Source organism: Pseudomonas sp. yb_5, from assembly GCF_043103865.1.
In the GTDB taxonomy this organism is placed as follows: domain Bacteria; phylum Pseudomonadota; class Gammaproteobacteria; order Pseudomonadales; family Pseudomonadaceae; genus Aquipseudomonas; species Aquipseudomonas putida_Y.
Window position 1 is genome coordinate 140,575 of sequence record NZ_JBICKE010000106.1, and the last position, 19,114, is coordinate 159,688.

At 62.0% G+C, this 19,114-nt stretch carries 16 protein-coding genes, 1 tRNA gene and 2 pseudogenes; 7 read left to right on the forward strand and 12 right to left on the reverse strand.

All coding sequences use genetic code 11. The annotated features are described in order from the left end of the window. Nucleotides 1-8: 8 nt before the first annotated feature. A complete protein-coding gene (locus ACF8GF_RS19680) occupies nucleotides 9-1,508 on the reverse strand; it encodes a cytosine permease (protein WP_010951957.1) in 1,500 nt (499 codons plus the stop codon). A 92-nt stretch (nucleotides 1,509-1,600) separates the two neighbouring features. Continuing rightward, entirely contained in the window at nucleotides 1,601-1,990 is a 390-nt protein-coding gene (locus ACF8GF_RS19685; RefSeq protein ID WP_176684949.1) for a nuclear transport factor 2 family protein, read from the reverse strand. Between the two features lie 195 nt (nucleotides 1,991-2,185). Between ACF8GF_RS19685 and ppk2 the strand changes: the two genes are divergently transcribed. Genes ppk2 through ACF8GF_RS19715 form a run of 6 tightly spaced genes read left to right on the forward strand, consistent with a single transcriptional unit; the run spans nucleotide 2,186 to nucleotide 8,999 of the window. Continuing rightward, entirely contained in the window at nucleotides 2,186-3,004 is an 819-nt protein-coding gene (ppk2, locus tag ACF8GF_RS19690) for a polyphosphate kinase 2 (RefSeq protein WP_392460921.1), read from the forward strand. Between the two features lie 36 nt (nucleotides 3,005-3,040). Continuing rightward, the gene (locus ACF8GF_RS19695) at nucleotides 3,041-4,237 is read left to right on the forward strand and encodes a monovalent cation:proton antiporter-2 (CPA2) family protein (RefSeq protein ID WP_209968054.1); all 1,197 of its coding nucleotides are present in this window, start codon (nucleotides 3,041-3,043) and stop codon (nucleotides 4,235-4,237) included. 40 nt (nucleotides 4,238-4,277) lie between these two features. Further along, nucleotides 4,278-5,375: an AI-2E family transporter gene (locus ACF8GF_RS19700; RefSeq protein ID WP_392460923.1), complete on the forward strand. Its 1,098-nt coding sequence runs from the start codon at nucleotides 4,278-4,280 to the stop codon at nucleotides 5,373-5,375. Between the two features lie 3 nt (nucleotides 5,376-5,378). Next, nucleotides 5,379-6,893 carry an efflux transporter outer membrane subunit gene (locus tag ACF8GF_RS19705; protein WP_392460925.1) on the forward strand — a complete coding sequence of 505 codons (1,515 nt, stop codon included), beginning with the start codon at nucleotides 5,379-5,381 and terminating at the stop codon, nucleotides 6,891-6,893. Further along, nucleotides 6,890-7,987: an HlyD family secretion protein gene (locus ACF8GF_RS19710; RefSeq protein ID WP_392460927.1), complete on the forward strand. Its 1,098-nt coding sequence runs from the start codon at nucleotides 6,890-6,892 to the stop codon at nucleotides 7,985-7,987. The genes ACF8GF_RS19705 and ACF8GF_RS19710 overlap by 4 nt, the downstream gene beginning before the upstream one ends. Further along, the gene (locus ACF8GF_RS19715; protein WP_392488466.1) at nucleotides 7,977-8,999 is read left to right on the forward strand and encodes a DUF2955 domain-containing protein; all 1,023 of its coding nucleotides are present in this window, start codon (nucleotides 7,977-7,979) and stop codon (nucleotides 8,997-8,999) included. The genes ACF8GF_RS19710 and ACF8GF_RS19715 overlap by 11 nt, the downstream gene beginning before the upstream one ends. An 18-nt stretch (nucleotides 9,000-9,017) precedes the next feature. On the opposite strand, the gene ACF8GF_RS19720 is transcribed toward ACF8GF_RS19715, so the two are convergent. The 10 genes and pseudogenes from ACF8GF_RS19720 to ACF8GF_RS19765 all read right to left on the reverse strand — a co-directional run. Beyond that, nucleotides 9,018-10,730, reverse strand: a complete 1,713-nt coding sequence (locus tag ACF8GF_RS19720; protein ID WP_176684956.1) for a SulP family inorganic anion transporter — start codon at nucleotides 10,728-10,730, stop codon at nucleotides 9,018-9,020. A gap of 176 nt (nucleotides 10,731-10,906) precedes the next feature. Beyond that, on the reverse strand, nucleotides 10,907-12,007 hold the full coding sequence (gene ychF, locus ACF8GF_RS19725; RefSeq protein WP_021784760.1) for a redox-regulated ATPase YchF: 1,101 nt from the start codon (nucleotides 12,005-12,007) through the stop codon (nucleotides 10,907-10,909). Between the two features lie 24 nt (nucleotides 12,008-12,031). Then, nucleotides 12,032-12,616, reverse strand: coding sequence for an aminoacyl-tRNA hydrolase (gene pth / locus ACF8GF_RS19730; RefSeq protein WP_012270476.1), 585 nt, complete (start codon nucleotides 12,614-12,616; stop codon nucleotides 12,032-12,034). Nucleotides 12,617-12,695: 79 nt separating this feature from the next. Beyond that, nucleotides 12,696-13,289 (reverse strand): 50S ribosomal protein L25/general stress protein Ctc, encoded by a 594-nt coding sequence (locus tag ACF8GF_RS19735; protein ID WP_176684957.1) that lies wholly within the window; start codon nucleotides 13,287-13,289, stop codon nucleotides 12,696-12,698. 121 nt (nucleotides 13,290-13,410) lie between these two features. Beyond that, a complete protein-coding gene (locus ACF8GF_RS19740) occupies nucleotides 13,411-14,352 on the reverse strand; it encodes a ribose-phosphate pyrophosphokinase (RefSeq protein WP_003247410.1) in 942 nt (313 codons plus the stop codon). Between the two features lie 48 nt (nucleotides 14,353-14,400). After that, nucleotides 14,401-14,475, reverse strand: a tRNA-Gln gene (locus ACF8GF_RS19745). Between the two features lie 20 nt (nucleotides 14,476-14,495). Then, the gene (gene ispE, locus ACF8GF_RS19750) at nucleotides 14,496-15,356 is read right to left on the reverse strand and encodes a 4-(cytidine 5'-diphospho)-2-C-methyl-D-erythritol kinase (RefSeq protein ID WP_176684958.1); all 861 of its coding nucleotides are present in this window, start codon (nucleotides 15,354-15,356) and stop codon (nucleotides 14,496-14,498) included. A 4-nt stretch (nucleotides 15,357-15,360) separates the two neighbouring features. After that, on the reverse strand, nucleotides 15,361-15,978 hold the full coding sequence (lolB, locus tag ACF8GF_RS19755; RefSeq protein ID WP_392488467.1) for a lipoprotein insertase outer membrane protein LolB: 618 nt from the start codon (nucleotides 15,976-15,978) through the stop codon (nucleotides 15,361-15,363). A 4-nt stretch (nucleotides 15,979-15,982) separates the two neighbouring features. Continuing rightward, nucleotides 15,983-17,704, reverse strand: coding sequence for a tetratricopeptide repeat protein (locus tag ACF8GF_RS19760; RefSeq protein WP_176684960.1), 1,722 nt, complete (start codon nucleotides 17,702-17,704; stop codon nucleotides 15,983-15,985). Nucleotides 17,705-17,960: 256 nt separating this feature from the next. Then, nucleotides 17,961-18,050, reverse strand: a pseudogene (locus ACF8GF_RS19765) (IS5/IS1182 family transposase); the annotation flags it as partial. 90 nt (nucleotides 18,051-18,140) lie between these two features. Between ACF8GF_RS19765 and ACF8GF_RS19770 the strand changes: the two are divergent. Next, nucleotides 18,141-18,656, forward strand: a pseudogene (locus tag ACF8GF_RS19770) (IS5-like element IS2000 family transposase); the annotation flags it as partial. Nucleotides 18,657-19,114 lie beyond the last annotated feature (458 nt).

A 19,114-nucleotide genomic window follows, 5' to 3' on the forward strand; every position in this document is an offset into this window, starting at 1 on the left:
GTTTCCAGTCAGGCCATTTCGGCAGTGGTCACAGGCGTATGCGCGGTGCTTTTGCAACGCACCCATCGCGGGCCCAGGGGGCCATACACGCCAGCAGGTTCAGGGAACAGGTTGAGCAACAGCAGGTACAGCACGCCAGCCAGCCCCAGCGTGACCGGCAGGCTCAGGTCGATGCCGCCCGCCAGGTCACCCAGTGGGCCGACGAACTGCCCCGGCAGGTTGACGAAGCACAGGCCAACCGCCGCGCTGGGGATCCACGCCCCCATGCCGCGCCAGTTCCAGCCGTGCAGGAACCAGTAGTGGCCACCACGCTGGCCACGGGTGAATACCTGCAGGTCGTCAGCGTGGTAGAAGCCGCGGCGGGTAATCAGGCCAAGGATCATGATCACCATCCACGGGCTGGTGCAGGTAATGATCAGTACGGCAAAGGTCGATACGCTCTGCACGAGGTTGAAGGTGAAGCGGCCAATGAAGATGAAGCCGATCGCCAGCACGCCAATCAGCAGCGTGGCGCCGGCACGGCTGAGCAAGCGGGGGAACACGCTGGACATGTCCAGGCCGGTGCCATACAGCGCAGTGGTGCCGGTGGACATGCCGCCAATCACCGCAATCAGGCACACCGGCAGGAAGAACCAGCTAGGTGCAACTGCCAGCAGGCCGCCGACATAGTTGTTGGCGGCAATGTAGTCCGGTGCCTGGGTGGCTACCAGGGTGGCCGTACACAGACCGAACAGGAACGGAATCAGCGTCGCCCCCTGTGCCGCGATCACGGCCAGCATGATGCGCGCCTTGGGTGTTTCACGCGGGATATAGCGTGACCAGTCACCCAAAAACGCACCGAACGACACAGGGTTGCTCATGGCCAGGATCGCCGCGCCCACGAACGCAGCCCAGAAACCCGCCTGGCCAAGGTTGACGCTGCCTGCGTAGCCCGCATCGAAGGGCCCGGCAAACGCGACGATGCCCAGCAGGAACAGCAGACTCGAGGCCCAAACGGCAATCTTGTTGACCCACAGCATGAAGCGGAAGCCAAAGATGCATACCACCAATACCAGCACCGCGAACAAGCCGTAGGCCAGGCCCAGGGTCAGGTCGGTCTCTGGCAGGCCGGCCAGGCGCTTGGCACCACCGACCAATGCATCGCCCGAGCTCCACACCGAGAGCGAGAAAAACGCCACCGCCGTGAGCAGCGACAGGAACGAGCCGACGATGCGCCCGTGTACACCAAAGTGCGCACCCGATGAAACGGCGTTGTTGGTGCCGTTAAGCGCGCCGAACAGCCCCATCGGTGCAAGGATCAGCGCGCCGATGCCAACGCCGAGCAGAATCGCCCACACACCGGCCTGGAATGACAACCCGAAAAGCACCGGGAAGCTGCCCAGTACGGCGGTAGCGAAGGTATTGGCACCGCCGAAGATCAGGCGGAACAGGTCTAGCGGGGAGGCGTCGCGTTGATCGGCGGGGATCTGTTCGACGCCGTTGGTCTCGATACCGGTCGAATGGCTCATGGTGATGCTCCAGCGCGGTTGTTGTAGCCAGCGCAGTGCGCGGGCCTTTTTGTGGGTGCGATGGCAGGGCGGCAGCGCCGCGTAAAGTGTGATCAGGCCGGTGTTACGACCGACAGGTGCTCGTGGCAGGCCAGCCACTGGTCACCATGGCGGCGGAAGACAATGGTCTCGCGCTCGCTCAATGGGTGCTCTTCACCGCTGATGCGGATACGCGTGGCCACATCGTGCATGAAAATAGCCACGTCGCCGTGCAGGCTTACGTGGGCGTTCCCCGACTCGCAGGCAAGCACGGCAAAGTCCTCGGCCTGCCACTGGGCCCAGAGCTCTTCATAGGCGCGACGCGACAGCAGCGGATGCGCCAAGGTGTGGAATAGAAAGGTGGCGTCTTCGCTGAAGCAGGCGAAATAGCGGGCGGTGTCGTTGCTGGCGAACGCCGCGACGAGGTCGGCGGCGGCTTGCCGCACTTGAAGTGTCTGGTCCACGGGAGTGGCCTCACGGTTTATTGTGATTGTGGTGAAGCGATTCTGGTGGCGGTTGGCGAGGGGAAAAATCGCTGGCGGCAAATAATCAGTTCAGAAATTTGTGAAGTGATGGCAGCCCCCATCAATCTGCAAGCGAAGCGGCAAACTGGCATTAATCGACCATACTGACTCTTCATTCGCCTTCAGGAGAGTGTCATGTCGAAGCCGTCCAGGAAGAAGCGCTCCCAGGAGCAACCAGAAAAGTTGGGCGGCAAGGCCTACGAAAAAGCGCTCAAGAACCTGCATGTAGAGCTGGTGAAGCTGCAGGAGTGGGTGGTGGCCAAGGGCCTGAAGGTATGCATTGTCTTCGAAGGCCGCGATGGCGCCGGCAAGGGCGGTACCATCAAGGCCATTACCGATCGTGTCAGCCCGCGGGTGTTTCGTGTAGTGGCGCTGCCCGCACCGACCGAGCGGGAAAAGACCCAAATGTACTTGCAGCGCTACCTGGGCCATCTGCCAGCGGCAGGTGAAGTGGTGATCTTCGACCGCAGTTGGTACAACCGTGCGGGCGTTGAGCGGGTAATGGGCTTCTGCTCTGGCGAGCAAGTGGACAAGTTTCTGACCGGTGTACCTGTGTTCGAGAGGGTCATGGTCGATTCGGGGATCATCCTCATCAAGTACTGGCTTGAAGTCAGCGCCGATGAGCAGACCCGGCGCCTGCAGGATCGCATCAACGACGGCCGCAAGCTGTGGAAGTTATCGCCGATGGACCTCAAGTCGTATACCCGCTGGGATGACTACACCCAAGCGCGTGACGATATGTTCCAGGCCTCGGATACCGCTTGGGCACCATGGTTCGTGGCCAATTCCAACGACAAGCGTCGCGCCCGGTTGAATATCATCAGCCATCTGCTCAGCCGTATTCCCTACAAGGACATAACCCGCGACCAGCACGTGAAGCTGCCCAAACGCGGCAAGATCGGCAAGTACAAGGCTGTCGCCTACCCGTTCAAGTTCGTCGAAGAACGCTTCTGAACCCCTCCCTGCCGGGAGCTGCGAAGGTACGAGTTCATGCCACATGACGGCAGCCTGCTGCAGGCGACGGTGGTATTCCTTTTGGCTGTGGTGCTTCTGGTACCGCTGGCGCAGCGTCTGAAAATGGGCGCAGTACCGGGATACCTGTTGGCGGGTATCCTGATTGGTCCGTCGGTGTTTGGCCTGCTTGGCAATCCGGACAACGTGGCGCGGCTGTCGGAAATGGGCGTGGTCATGCTGTTGTTCGTGATTGGCCTGGAGCTGTCCCCAAAGCGTCTGTGGACCATGCGCCGGGCGCTATTTGGCGTCGGCAGTCTGCAAGTGGGGCTGACCGCCGTACTGCTTGGGCTACTGGCATTCTGGCTGTTCGACCAATCGAAACCTGCCGCCATCGTCCTGGGCCTGGGCCTGGCGCTGTCGTCCACCGCCTTTGGCTTGCAGGTACTGGCCGAGCGCAAGGACCTGGGCAAACCTCATGGCCGCCTGGCCGTGGCCATCCTGCTGTTCCAGGACATTGCCGCCATTCCCTTGATTGCAGTGGTGCCGTTGCTCGGTGGCGATGTCAGCACCGCTGACGAAGGTGCCTGGCCCTTGTTGGCTGTGGTTGTCGGCATTGGTGTGCTGATTGTTTTTGGCCGCTATCTGCTGACCCCGATATTCAAGTGGACGGTGGGTTCGGGCCTGCCTGAACTGTCGACCGCCACGGCCTTGCTGGTCGTGCTCGGCACCGCTTGGTTGATGGAGCATGTGGGTGTGTCAATGGCGCTGGGGGCCTTCCTGGCCGGCGTACTGATGGCTGAGTCGCCGTTTCGCCACGAACTGGAAACCCAGATCGAGCCTATCAAAGGCCTGCTGCTGGGATTGTTCTTCGTTGGCGTAGGTATGAGTGCCGACCTGCGCTTGCTGTTCGGCATGCCGCTGATGGTGTTGGGCCTGACGTTGCTGCTGGTCGCTATCAAGCTGCCCTTGTTGTATGGCCTGGGGCGCACGATGGGTGGGCTCAACAAGGCCCAGGCGCTCTGCCTGGGCGTGGTGCTGGCTTCGGGGGGCGAGTTCGCCTTCGTGGTGTTCAAGCTGGCGCTGGAGCACCAGGTACTCACCCCGCAGGTACACGACCTGCTGGTGCTGGCCATCACCCTGTCGATGGCGGTGGTGCCCTTGGTCATGATGGCCCTGGCGCGGCAGATGCGCGATGACAGCCCTGCTCAGGCATCCCCTGAAACGGGCCAGTGAATTGCGCCTTGCTGGCGCATTGAATATCGGGAGGTGAATCATGCAGTCGAGTTCCAGGCTGGACAGCGCCCTTTCGCGGGGCTTGCTCGATGTGCTCATCAAGGCAGGCCTGGTGGCAGTCTTGGTGACCTTCGCCTTTCAGGTGTTCCAGCCGTTCCTGGAGTTGATGCTGTGGGCGGTGATTCTGGCGGTCACCTTGTACCCATTGCATTGCCGCATCCAGCGCCGCACCGGGTTCAGGCAAGGTTATGCGGCGACGCTGTTGGTGCTATTGGTTCTGGTAGTGCTGCTGGTGCCTATCTACCTGGTGGTGATGTCCATCGGCGAATCGGTGGACAGCCTGGTGACGCTACTCAAGAGCGGCGCCTGGAGCGTGCCGGTCCCGCCTGATCCGGTGGCGACCTGGCCACTGATCGGGCCGAAGGTGCATGCGCTGTGGTTGGCGGCCTCCGAAAACATGGCCAGTGTGCTGAACCAGTGGATGCCCCAGATCAAGGGGGCCGGGCTAACGGTGCTGGGCGCTGCTGCCAGCGCCGGTGGGGCCTTCCTGCTGTTCATCGGCGCAATCATTATTTCCGGGGTCATCATGGCCTTCGGTGATCGCGGTGAAATCGCTGCGCAGCGTATCGCCATGCGGGTATCAGGCGAAGAGCGCGGTAAACCCTTGGCCAAGCTGTGCACCGCCACCATTCGCGCGGTGGCGCAAGGGGTGATCGGCATTGCCTTCATCCAGATGTTGCTGATCGGTGTCGGTTTTGTCGTCAAAGGAGTTCCCGGTGCCGGGATGCTGGCCATCGCCATCCTCATGCTGGGCATTGCACAGGCCCCGGCGACGCTGGTTACCGTGCCGGTGATCATCTATATGTTCAACGTCGAAGGTTTTACCGTGGCGACCATCATTTTTGCCATCTACACCTTCGTCGCCGGCCTTGCCGACAATGTGCTCAAGCCGCTGCTGCTGGGGCGCGGGGTTGATGTACCGATGCCGGTGGTACTGATCGGGGCATTGGGCGGCATGGTGGTCAAAGGCATCATCGGCTTGTTCATAGGCCCGGTAATCCTCGGCGTGGCGTACGTGCTGTTCTGGCAATGGGTTGCGCTGCAGGTGCCGGAGCAACCGGCACCACCCGCCGCTTGAGCCATGCCCAACCGCTGCTATGGCCTGGGGCTGCTGATGGTGCTGGCTGGTTGCACTCAGGTTGGTCCGGATTTCGAGAAGCCCCAAGCGCCGTGGCTGGACGGCTGGAGCACGCCAATGCTGGAGCAGGCAGGGCACAGCGCGGCGGCCCCCGACCTGCGCCAGTGGTGGGCGGTGTTTGCCGACCCGACGCTGGATGCGCTGATAGCCGAAGCCGATACCAACAACACCAACCTGCGCGTGGCTGGCCTGCGTATCGCTGAAGCCCGTGCCCAGTTGGCCATCGTGCAGACCGGGCGTTATCCGCAGCTGCAGCAACTGAGTGCGCAGAGCCTGTACCTGAAGCAGAATCAGTCTGGTACGCCTTCGGCCCGTGATTCAGTGTTCTGGCAATCCAGCGTGGGATTCGACATCGGCTGGGAAATTGACTTCTGGGGCCGCTTCAGTCGCGCCATCGAAAGCGCCGACGCCGCCTACTTCGCCTCCCAGGCCAACTACGCCGACGCCATGCTGCTGCTGCGTGCGCAAGTGGCCGACACCTACTTTGCCCTGCGTACCGCCGAAGCGCGGCTGGCTATCGCGCAAGAGAACGCCAAGCGTCAGGCGCGTAGCCTGGAGATCACTGAGCGGTTGTTCCGCCACGGCGAAAATGACGAGCTCGACTGGCAGCAGGCGCGTACTCAATATCTGGCGACCCTGGCCACCATTCCCGAGTTCGAGAACCAGCTCAATGCCCTGCGCAATGTGCTGTGCTCGCTGCTCGGCCGCCCGCCCGGGCCGCTGCCGCAGCTGGCGGTCGGCCATGGCCAGCTGCCCTTGCCTGACCGGGCAGTGTTGCAGGATGTACCTGCCAGCCTGCTGCAGCGCCGCCCGGACATCCGCGCCGCCGAGCAGGCAGTGGCAGCGCAGTCGGCACTGGTCGGGGTGGCCGAGGCCGATCTTTATCCACAGCTGAGCTTGCTCGGCAGTATCGGCTGGACCTTTTTATCGGCCAATCATCTGCCCGACACCTTCGACCTGGCTGCTGGCCCAAGCCTGATCTGGAACCCGTTCGACTATGGCCGGCGCAAGAACACCGTACGCGTGGAGGATGCCCGCTTGCAGCAACTGATCGAGCTGTACCAGCAGGGCGTGCGCGAAGCCGCCCGTGAGGCCGACGATGCTGCCAGCGGGCTGGTGCGCTCGCTGCAGAGTGCAACCATTCGCGACCAGGCCTCTCAGGCTGCGCAACGCTCGCTGAATCTGGCCAGCTCGCAATACCGCGAAGGCTTCGCCGATTTTCAGCGGGTGCTCGATGCTCAGCAACTGCTGTTGCAGCAACAGGACGGTTACCTGGTCAGCCGTGGCAACGCGGTCAGCAGCCTGGTGACCTTGTACAAGGCTCTGGGTGGTGGTTGGGATGCCAGCCGCGCGCCGATCGACCCAGCCACCCGCCAACAAATGCAACAACGCACCGACTGGGGCGAGTTGCTCGACGAGCCAGCCCCCACCGCGCATGCACAAGGTGAAACCGAATGAGCGACGCCACGCCAACGCCGCCCCCGTCAGCCCCGGATCGCGGCATGCGCTGGGTGCTGCTGCTGATTGCCGTCAGCCTGCTCTGGTACTTGCTGGCTGACCGATTTACGCCATACACCCAGCAAGCCCGCCTGCAGGCTTACGTGGTCCCGGTGGCCGCCGAAGTGGCCGGGCAGATCAAGCGTGTGGCCGTGGGCAACAACCAGGAGGTGCGCCAGGGCGATGTGCTGTTCGAACTCGATCAGGAGCAATACCGCATTGCCCTGGCCCGCGCCGAAGCCGACCTCGATACCGTGCGCCGGCAGATTGGGGCCAGTACCGCCGGCATCGATTCGGCGCAGGCAGCGCTGGTGGCTGCCCAGGCCAACGCGCGCAAGGCGCGGCAGGACGCCGAGCGCCTCAAACGGCTGATTGACGAAGACCCCGGTACGGTGTCGGTGCGCCGCCTGGAAGGCGCCCAGGCCAACCGCGACCAGGCCATCAGCCAAGTGGCGGCGGCCCGTGCTGAGGTGGAGCGCGCCCGTGAGCAGCAGGGCGGGGCACAGGATGACAACGCCCAACTGCGCAGCGCTGCGGCCAATGTGGAAAAGGCTCGCCTGGATCTTGCCCGTACCGTGGTGCGTGCCGACGCGAACGGGCTGATCACCGACCTGCGCACAGACGTTGGCCATTATGTCGGGGCGGGCAGCCCGATGATGACCCTGATCAGTATCCATGACGTGTGGATAAGTGCCGACATGACCGAGAACAACCTCGGGCGCTTGCGCCCTGATACCCCGGTGCTGGTAGTGCTCGATGCGCTACCTGGCACCGTGTTGAAGGGGCGCATACGCAGCATTGGCTACGGCGTTAGCGTGGGCCAGAGCACGCCGCCGGGTACGCTGCCGACCGTGAAGAACAGCCGCGAGTGGCTGCGTTCGGCGCAGCGTTTCCCGGTTATTGTGGAGCTGGAGCGCGACCAGCTTCAGGACAAGACCGTGCTGCGGGTCGGTGGTCAGGCCGAGGTCATGGCCCTGCCTAGCGAAGGTAACCCAATGAACCTGCTGGGCCGGTTGTTCATGTGGCTGATGAGCTGGCTGTCGTATGCCTATTGAATTGCGCCGCCTGCGCGCACTGCGCCTGGCCTGGGGCGTGGCGCTGTGCCTGGCGGTGAGCTTTGGTATCGGCTTGCCGGTGCCGATCCTGGCGCCGGTGTTTGCGGTGCTGTTGCTGGCCATGCGCAGTCAGCCATTGCCCCTGCGTGTAGCACCGGCCCTGGCGTTACTGGTGCTGCTCGCATGCGGCAGCGGTTTGCTGCTGATTCCGCTGTTGCGCCATGCTCCGTTGGCCGGGGTGTTACTGGTCGGGGTGGGTGTTTTCCTGACCTTGCGCTATGCGCTGAAGGGCGGCAACGGCTTGCTGGCCAACCTGCTGGTGATCGGCCTGACCATGATCGCCGCTGCCGGTACCAGTGACTTCACCCTGGCACTGTCGGTGGTCGAAGCGCTGGCCAAAGGCATGCTGCTGGCAGTGCTGGGCACGTCAGTGGCGCATTCGTTGTTCCCCGAACCTGCCAATGCGCCAGCACAGCCGGTGCCGCCGCTGCTGGGCAGCGAGCATGTCAGTTGGGTGGCGCTGCGTGCCACGTTGATCGTGATGCCAGCCTTTCTGCTGGCATTGATCGCCCCTGACCAGTACATGCCGTTGATCATGAAGGCCGTGAGTGTGGGGCAACAAGCAGGCGAAACCCGCGCGCGGCACGCGAGCCGAGAGCTGATCGGTTCAACCTTGCTTGCCGGGGTGTTGGCAATAGCGCTATGGGTAGCGCTGAGCCTGTTCGTTCACCTGTGGATGTTCTTCTTGTGGGTACTGCTGTTCGCCCTCTGGCAGGCGCGGCGCCTGTACCAGGCGGTGCTGAGCCGGCAGAGCCCGGCATACTGGGTCAGTTGCCTGACGACCATGCTGATCTTGCTGGGGCAGTCGGTGCAGGACAGTGCTGCTGGGCAGGATGTGTACAAGGCGTTTGCGGTGCGTATGGCGCTGTTTCTGGCGGTATCGGTGTACGCCAGCGGCATGTTGATCTGGATTGACCGGCTTCGGAGTCGGCGCGGGCTTCTTAGCGGTTAAGCCCGGCTCCCAGGAAACTCAGGGTTGCCAATCAACCCCACTCTCTTCCAGATAGGCATCCACCGCTGCGCCCACCGTCGGATGAAAGGCCTTCTCCCCTATAGGCTCGAACAACTCGAACTGCCGCATCTTGTCCTTCACCGGGTCCTTCATTTCGGCAAACTGCAGCTCCACCCCTCGCGCTTCCAGTGCCCGGTCCAGCTCGGCCAGCATGTCCGCTGAAGTGATATCGATGCTGGTCACGGGCTCAGCGGCAATCACTACCCGCTGCACAGGCGTTGGCGACGCGTCCACCGCCGCCATCACCGTGTTCTGGAATTGTTCGGCGTTGGCAAAGAACAACGGCGCGTCCCAGCGCAGCAGCACCAGCCCTGGAATACGCCGGGCTTGTGGATAACGCTGTATGTCATGGTATCCGCGCAGCCCATCGGCCCGGCCGAGCACCGCGTAGTGCGGCCGCCAGCCGTCCCACAGGAACTCGATTACCGACACCGCCACAGCAATGCCGATACCGGGAATGGCGCCGAACACCGCCACGCCGACAAAGCAGGTGAACGACAGCCAGAACTCCCACTGCTGCATGCGGAAGATACGCTTGAGGTCAGCAAACTCGAACAGCCCCAGTGCTGCGGCAATGACCACCGCAGCCAAAGCACTGTTGGGCAGGTGTTGCATCAGATCGGGGGCTACCAGCAGCAACAGGGTCACCGCCAGCGCGCCGATGATGCCGGTGAGCTGGGTTTGCGAGCCGGCGGCTTCAGCCACGGGGGTGCGCGATGAACTGCTGCTGATCGGGATTCCCTGAAACAGCCCCGAGGCCAGGTTGGCGACGCCCAGGCCGAACATTTCCTGGTTGGGGTTTACCCGCATCTTGAGGCGTGCAGCATAGGAGCGTGACAGCACACTGGTGTCGGCGAACGACACCAGCGCTACTGCAATCCCGCCCAGTAACACTTCTATCAGGTCGATGTCGCTTACCCAGGGGAAGACGAAGCTGGGCAGGCCCTGGGGCAATTGCCCGAGTACCTTGACGCCCACCTGATCAAGGTTGAACAGGCTCACTGCCAGCGTCGCCAGTACCACGGCGATCAGGATGCCCGGCAGGCGCTTGAACGGTTTGAGCAGCAGAATCAGCCCCAGGCTACCGGCACCCACGATGAAGCTTGGCCAGTGCCCTTGGCCGGCGAACAGCGCCTGGCCCAAGTACCAAAGGTCGCGCAAGGGCCCTTCGCTGTCGACTTTGATGCCGAACAGCTTGGGCAACTGGCTGATCAATACGGTCAGGGCGATGCCGTTCATGTATCCATAGCGGATGGGCTTGGACAGCAACTCGGTGATAAAGCCCAGGCGCAGCAGCCCGGCAATCACACAGAACGCCCCGGCGACCAGGGCCATCATGCTGGCGATGGCGATCGCCTGCTGCGGGTCGCTGGCCGCGTATTGCACCACCACAGCCAGGATAGGCGCGGCCAGCGCCGAGTCCGGGCCCAGCACCAGGATGCGGCTGGGGCCGAACAGGGCATAGGCCAACAGGGGGATGATGGTGGCGTACAGGCCATAGATGCCGGGGACGCCGGAAGCCTCGGCGTAGGCGATGCCCACAGGTACCAGCATGGTGGTGAGCACCAGGCCGGCGGCGATGTCCTTGGGTAGCCAGGCTGCCTTGTAGTGGAGCAGGGTGGCCAGGCCGGGTAACCAGCGTTGCCAGTCGAAACGAGTGGGTTGGGGCATGGTGTCGGCTCTGGGCGAGAAGGGCGCTGAACCTCAGCTTAGATGCTGGGGGCGGGGGCCGCTTTGCGGCACAGCGCGACACAAGGCCGCCCCTGCAAGGGGCGCGCATGCCTGGGCAAAACAAAACCCCTTGAAGCGCAAGCCTCAAGGGGTTTGTGTGTGCTGCAGGTTACCGCTTAGACGTTGAAGCGGAAGTGCATCACGTCGCCATCTTTGACGATGTAATCCTTGCCTTCCAGACGCCACTTACCGGCTTCCTTGGCACCGGCTTCACCCTTGAACTGGATGAAGTCGTCATAGGCCACCACTTCAGCGCGGATGAAGCCTTTTTCGAAGTCGGTGTGGATAACGCCGGCTGCCTGCGGGGCAGTGGCACCGACGCGTACGGTCCAGGCGCGTACTTCCTGCACGCCGGCAGTGAAGTAGGTCTGCAGGTTCAGCAGCTCGTAACCGGCGCGGATCACGCGGTTCAGGCCAGGCTCTTCCAGGCCCAGGGCCTCGAGGAACATGTCTTTCTCTTCACCGTCTTCCAGCTCGGCGATTTCCGCTTCGATCTTGTTGCACACCGGCACCACTACCGCGCCTTCTTCCTCGGCAATGGCCTTGACCACGTCCAGGTGCGGGTTGTTGTCGAAGCCGTCTTCGGCCACGTTGGCGATGTACATCACTGGCTTGCTGGTCAGTAGGTGGAAGCCACGGATGACGGCCTTTTCGTCGTCAGCCATGTGCTTCATCAGGCTGCGCGCAGGCTTGCCTTCGGTGAAGTGCGGGATCAGCTTTTCCAGAATGGCCTTTTGCGCCAAGGCTTCCTTGTCGCCGCCCTTGGCGTTGCGGGCTACCTTCTGCAGTTGCTTTTCGCAGCTGTCGAGGTCGGCGAAGATCAGTTCGAGGTCGATGATCTCGATGTCACGCTTGGGGTCGACGCTGTTGGAAACGTGGATCACGTTCTCGTCTTCGAAGCAGCGCACCACATGGGCAATGGCATCGGTCTCGCGGATGTTGGCGAGGAACTTGTTGCCAAGGCCTTCGCCTTTCGAGGCACCGGCAACCAGGCCGGCGATGTCGACGAATTCCATGGTGGTCGGCAGGATGCGGTTTGGCTTGACGATTTCAGCCAGTGCAGCCAGGCGCGCGTCGGGCATAGGCACGATGCCGCTGTTTGGCTCGATGGTGCAGAAGGGGAAATTCTCCGCCGCGATGCCAGACTTGGTCAGGGCGTTGAACAGGGTGGACTTGCCGACGTTGGGCAGGCCGACGATGCCGCAATTGAAACCCATGGGTATTCCCCTCTCTAAAGGAAATCAGGCCTTCTGGCTGTGCAGCTCGCGCATCGCCTTGGCGAAATCGCCGGCAAGCACGTCCGGCAGCACGCCGAGGGCAAAATCGATGCTGGCGTCGAGCTTCTCCTGCTCGGCGCGCGGCGCGCGGCCCAGGACGAAGTTGGAGACCAGTTTGGCGTCACCCGGGTGGCCGATGCCAAGCCGCAGGCGGTGGAAATCGTTCTGGTTGCCGAGCTGCGCGATGATGTCGCGCAGGCCGTTGTGCCCACCATGGCCGCCGCCGCGCTTGAGCTTGGCAACGCCCGGGGGCAGATCGAGTTCGTCGTGTGCCACCAGTATCGCTTCCGGCTTGATGCGGAAGAAATTGGCCAAGGCCGCTACGGACTGGCCGCTGCGGTTCATGTAGGTGGTGGGGATCAACAAACGAACGTCGTTGCCCTGATGGCTGAATTTAGCCGTCAGGCCGAAATATTTTTTGTCAGCGGTCAGCGAAACACGCTGGGCGCTGGCAATGCGTTCAACGAAAAGAGCCCCTGCGTTATGCCGGGTCTGTTCGTATTCGGGGCCGGGGTTACCCAGGCCGACGATCAACTGGATGGCGGTCACGTCAGGGGCTCTTCCTTGGAGTTGGTGGGTTACAGTGCGCGCGGCACTGTAACCCGATCAACGCCGGCGTGCGAGTGGATTACTCGGCAGCGCCTTCTGCTTCTGGAGCAACGCGTGGAGCGTGAACGTTGGCAACAGCTTTGTCATCACCGTGGGCCAGAGCGACGAACTCTACGCCTTTCGGAGCTTTCAGGTCCGACAGGTGGATGATGGTGCCGACTTCGGCGTTGGCCAGGTCAACTTCGATGAACTCAGGCAGGTCTTTGGCTTCGCAGGAAACTTCGATCTCGGACTCAACGTGGGAGATCTCGCCGCCTTTCTTGGCCGGGGCTTCTTCGTTGATGAAGTGAACCGGAACCTTGGCGGTCAGTTTCTGGCCAGCAACGACGCGAACGAAGTCGGCGTGCATGATGAAGCCTTTGGCCGGGTGGCGCTGCAGGGCCTTGACGATGACGTTTTGCTTGGCGCCGTCGACGTTCAGTTCCAGAACGTGGCTGAAGGCAGCCTCGTTGTCGAACAGCTTGGTGATTTCCTTGGCCAGGATGGTCAGGGACTGAGCGTCCTTGTTACCACCGTAGACAACGGCTGGGATGTTGGCGGAGTGACGCAGGCGGCGGCTCGCACCTTTCCCCAGGTCAGTACGCGCTTGAGCGTTCAGGGTGAATTCGGTCATTTTGTTTCTCCAAAATAGCCCCCCGAGGGCGTTTGCGACCAGCGCCAGCGGGGATGGCAAAAAAGCCCCGCCCCAACAACCTGTGTTGGGGCGGGGCGCTTTTCGTCAGCGTGTGTTCCGCTTAGCGGAACATCGCGCTGATCGATTCTTCGTTGCTGATGCGGCGTACCGCTTCAGCGACAACCGGTGCGATATCCAGCTGGCGGATACGATCACAGGCTTGAGCAGCGGCGGACAGCGGAACGGTGTTGGTCACCACCAGCTCGTCCAGTACCGACTTCTCGATGTTCTCGATCGCGCGGCCCGACAAAACAGGGTGCGTGCAGTAGGCGTAAACCTTGGCAGCGCCGTGCTCTTTCAGGGCTTTGGCCGCGTGGCACAGGGTGCCGGCGGTGTCGACCATGTCGTCTACCAGGATGCAGGTGCGCCCTTCGACGTCGCCGATGATGTGCATAACCTCGGAGTGGTTAGCCTTCTCGCGGCGTTTGTCGATGATACCCAGATCGACGCCCAGGGACTTGGCGACAGCGCGTGCGCGCACGACACCACCGATGTCCGGGGAAACGATCATCAGGTTCTCGAAACGCTGGTCTTCGATGTCGTCAACCAGTACGGGCGAGCCGTAGATGTTGTCGACGGGGATATCGAAGAAGCCTTGGATCTGGTCAGCGTGCAGGTCAACGGTGAGTACACGGTCGATACCTACGACAGTGAGCATGTCAGCAACGACTTTGGCGCTGATGGCTACACGTGCCGAACGCGGACGGCGGTCCTGGCGGGCATATCCGAAGTAGGGAATCACGGCGGTGATTCGGGATGCTGAGGAGCGGCGGAAGGCGTCGGCCATCACTACCAGTTCCATCAGGTTATCGTTGGTCGGGGCGCAGGTCGGCTGAATAATGAAAACGTCTTTACCGCGAACATTTTCATTGATCTCAGTACTGATCTCGCCGTCGGAGAATTTACCGACAGAGACGTCACCGAGAGGGATATGCAGCTGACGTACGACACGCCGAGCCAGATCGGGGTTAGCGTTCCCCGTAAAGACCATCATCTTGGACACGCGCAGTACCTGAAGGCTGAGGGTATACCTGGATGAGTATAAGGAAAATGGCAGGGGCGGCTGGATTCGAACCAACGCATGGCAGGATCAAAACCTGCTGCCTTACCGCTTGGCGACGCCCCTGTATCTGTTGCTGCGAACGCTCATGCGCTCGACTTCTTGACCAGACTTTGCAGCTTGCGATGCAACATCGAAACATTGCTTCCTTTCGCCACAAACCCTGTTTGGGTCGCTGAAAGAAGGGCCAGAACTTTATCAGCTTCGGCTTTGCTTGGGAAGGCCCCAAACACACAACTTCCAGTGCCGGTTAGTCGAGCCTCAGTGAATTTTCCCAGTGAATTCAACGCATTGCGAACTTCCGGGTAATTCTGCTCTACCACCGGTTGGCAGTCATTTCGACTGTTTCCCTCGGGAACGGGGCGCATCTTAAGGGGGAGTGAATCACGTGTCAACTGCGGATGTGAAAAAATTTCTACTGTACTGACAGACACTTGCGGCACCAGCACGACATACCAGGGTTCGATCGGGTCGACCGGGGTCAGTTGCTCCCCTACACCTTGCGCGAACGCCGCGTGGCCGCGTACGAACACCGGCACATCGGCGCCCAGGCTCAGACCCAGTGCGGCCAAGCGGTCTTCGTCCCAGTCCAGTTGCCACAGGTGGGCGAGGGCCAGCAGGGTGGTCGCGGCGTCCGAGCTGCCGCCGCCGATACCTCCGCCCATGGGCAGTACCTTGTTCAGCCAGATGTCGGCGCCGAGTGTGGTGCCCGATTGTGCTTGCAGCATGCGCGCGGCCCGCACGATCAGGTTGCTGTCGTGGGGGACTGCCTCGATCTCGGAGTGCAAGTGGATCACGCCATCGTCACGCAGGGCGAAGCTCAGTTCGTCGCCGTGGTCGAGAAACTGGAACACCGTTTCCAGCTCGTGGTAGCCATCCGCGCGGCGGCCGATGATGTGCAGCCACAGGTTGAGCTTGGCCGGGGCGGGCAGGGTGAGCTTGTGCATGAGATCAGTGCCCCAGCTGGCGTGGCTGCCAGTCCTTGACCACCAGGGTCACGTCCAGGTCCTTGCCGTGCAGCTTCAGGCGCTCGGGCAACCAGTAGCCGTTCTGTTCGGTATAGCTCAGGTACTTCACCTGCCAGCCATCCTGGTCCAGGCTGGCCAGACGGCTGTCGCCGTCCAGGGTCAGCTTGCTCTTGCTGTCGGGGGCGGGCAGGCCGCGGACCCACCAGACCAGGTGCGAAACCGGCAGTTGCCAGCCCAGTTGCTCTTCCAGCAATGCTTCAGGGCTGGCGGCTTCGTAGCGGCCCTGATTGGCCACTTCCAGTACGACGCCACCCGGGCGGCCGGTCAGGCGTGCGGCGCCCCGCCCCAGCGGGCCGGCCAGGCGAATGTCGTAGTAGTCCTGACGTTGCAGCCAGAACAGCGTACCGCTGCCGGAATCGCGCGGGGCGCGGATGCCGACCTTGCCGTCGATCTGCCAGCCATCGAGGCTGCTCAACTGCTCTTTGTGGGCGCGCCACTGCTGCGGGTCGCCGTGGCCTTGCAGGGCCTCGCGGCTACCGAAGCCGGCACAGCCGGCCAGCAGGGCGATCAAGGAAAAGGTGATGCAATGGCGCAGGAACATGGCGTTAAAGAGTCTCGGATCCGGTCAGGCGCAAGAGGGTCTTGCGCAGGATAGGGCTATCGGCCTGGGCTTCGAAGCCTTTGGCCCATACATGGCGAGCTTCGCGGCGCTTGCCGTTGGCCCACAGCACTTCGCCCAGGTGGGCGGCCACTTCGTGGTCGGGGAAGTTGGCAAAGGCCTGGCGCAGGTAGGTTTCAGCTACCTCGAGGTTGCCCAGGCGATAGTTGACCCAACCCAGGCTGTCGAGCACTGCCGGGTCATCGGGGGTCAGTTGGTGGGCCTTGTCGATCAGCGCTTTGGCTTCGGCATAGCGGGTGGTGCGGTCGGCCAGGGTGTAGCCCAAGGCGTTCAGGGCCATGGCGTTTTCTGGCTCGCGGGCGATGATGGCGCGCAGGTCTTTTTCCATTTGCGTCAGATCGTTGCGCTTCTCGGCCAGCATGGCGCGGGTGTAAAGCAGGTTAAGGTCGTCCGGGTAGCGTTTGATGGCTTGCTGCAGCACCTGGTTGGCCTGGGCGTCCTTGTTGTTGTTGCTGTAGCTTTCCGATTCGATCAGGAATAGCTGGATGGCGTAGTCTGGCTGGGCTTCGCGCGCTTCGGCGAGCAGGCGCGAGGCATCGCTGCCGCGGCCGTTGGCGATCAGGATGTCGGCCTGGCGCAGCTGTGCCGGCAGGTAGTCCGGGCCTGGGCCGACCAGGGCGTATTCACGCAGAGCGCCAACCGGGTCGTGGCGCTCCTCGTGGATGCGGCCCAGGTTCAGGTGCGCGGCGTCAACGTAGCTGTCGCGCTCGACCAGCTCCTGCAAGTAGCCTTCGGCTTCATCCCAGTCTTTGTTCTCCAGGCACACCAGCGCCAGCGAGTAGCGCAATTCGTCATCATCGGGGTATTGCTGGACCAGGCTGATGAACTCGCCTTTGGCATCGGCGATACGGTCCTGTTCGACCAGGGTGCGAGCGTAGGTCAGGCGCAGGCGTTTGTCGTCCGGGTTGTCGCGAATTGCACCGCGCAGCAGTGGCAGTGCCTCCGGACCACGGTCCAAGGCCTGCAGCAGACGGGCGCGCAGCAGGATCGGGGCGACTTCGCCGTTTTGTGGCGGGTGCGACTCGAGCAGTTCCAAGGCTTCTTCGGTCTTGCCGTCCTGGTTCAGCAGCAGGGCCTTGCCGAATATCAGCTGGCTGTTGTCGGGGTATTTCACCAGCAGGCGTTCGAAACTTTGTAGCAGGCCGTCGCGGGTGCCCGAGTCAGTTTCCGCTGCGGACAGGGCGAGGAAGTCGAAGTGGGTGTCGCCCTGGCCCTGCAGTACCTTTTCCATGTAGGTCATGGACTCGTCATAGCGACCGGCGCGGGCCAGCTGAATGGCGGCGGCGCGCTGGGCGTCGAGGTTCTGCGGATCGTTGCGCGCCCAGACCAGCGCATTCTCCAGTGACGGCTCGTCGGCGCCGAGGTACTCGGCAATGCGGTAGGCGCGCTCGGAAACCCCGGGGTCCTGGGTTTTTGCCGCCTGATCGGTGTAGTTGGCCAGGGCAATGTCGAAACGGTTGCGCTGGCCGGCCAGCTCTGCCACCAACAGGCTATAGAGTGTGTCCTGCTTGAACGAGCCATACACGACGGGCTTTTCCGCCTCGCCCTTGCCAGCTTCGGCGACGGGAGGCTCGGCCTTTTGCGGGGCCAGGCTCTGGCAGCCCTGGAGCAGGGCGAAGGCAAGCAGCAATGCGTATGGTTTGTTCATAGAAAAGGCTTATAGGAGGACTCACCGGCGGTCGGAGCATGATGACACAAGCGCGGGGGCAAACCCACCTGCGAAGGTCGTGGTTTACAGGCTGGGTGGTGCTAAGTAGGACAGCGGGGTGGGGGAGAGGTTCGAGGGGGCTTCTGACGCAATGACCCAACCCCTGCCTGTATATTTTACGTCCCTGGAAGCAGGAAATGGGAGAGCACAAGCGCCATGAGAAGCGTAATGTGCGGAGTTAGGGGCTGTTCCCGTTTCACATGGGTAGCCAAAGAAAGGCGCAGGCCATGGCCACTGCGCTTTCATAATTCCGCTTGAGCTTGTCGAAGCGCGATGCGGCCGCCCGCTAGGGATTCTCCGATCAAGTCAGCACAGGCCATCTGACCTGTGCTGAAATAGCCCTCCGTCCAACTGCCTTCTACAAGTCCGCCATCCCATGAGTCAGATGAGTTTTTCCGATTTCGAGTACGCCGGCAAGCGCAAGCAAACCCGTCGCGAGCGTTTCCTGGCCGAGATGGAACAGGTGGTTCCGTGGAGTGGACTGGTGGCGTTGATCGAGCCTCACTACCCAAAGGCTGGCGGTGGCCGCAAGCCTTATCCTCTGGAAACCATGCTGCGCATTCACCTGCTGCAGAATTGGTTCTCTTTGAGCGATCCCGCCATGGAAGAGGCGCTGTACGAGATCACTTCGATGCGCCAGTTCGCTCGTCTGACGCTCAGCGCTCCGATCCCCGAAGACACGACGATCATGAACTTCCGGCACCTGCTGGAGAAGCATCAGTTGGCAGCCGGCATTCTGGAAACCATCAACAATTACCTGCAAGACAAGGGCCTGTCGTTGCGCCAGGGCACCATTGTCGATGCGACCATCATCCACGCGCCCAGTTCGACCAAGAACAAGGAAGGCAAGCGCGATCCTGAAATGCATCAAACGAAGAAGGGCAACCAGTACTGTGTGTCACGAACACAGGTCGTATGACCTGTGATGCTGTACCGAAGATGGAAGTAGGCCTTCCGAAGTCGGCTTGCAGGAGCAGGCTTCAAACCACCCGGTGCTGCTGCATCCAAAAGGTGCGGTGGTGAGCGACCGAGGAAAAGTCATCCCATGATGATGGCAGGTGAGTATGGAGAAGATGAGCGAGAGCAAACCGTCCGATGACGCATCGTTATTCCCTAAAGTGCTGTCGAAACTGAGGTTGAGTATTGGCTTCAGGACGAGTTGGGGCGTTACCTGCTTACGGCCCCAGTGGCAGCCGGTGTAAAGGCGGCATGATCTTCATACAGGCTTGGGTACGGAACGTGAGAACCTTGTTCCAGATGCAAAGGAAAATGACAAATGGCTAAAACCATGAGGAAGAATACCAATGCTGGAATAAGGGGCGGAGCCTCCTGTAGTAGTGATGAAGGCTT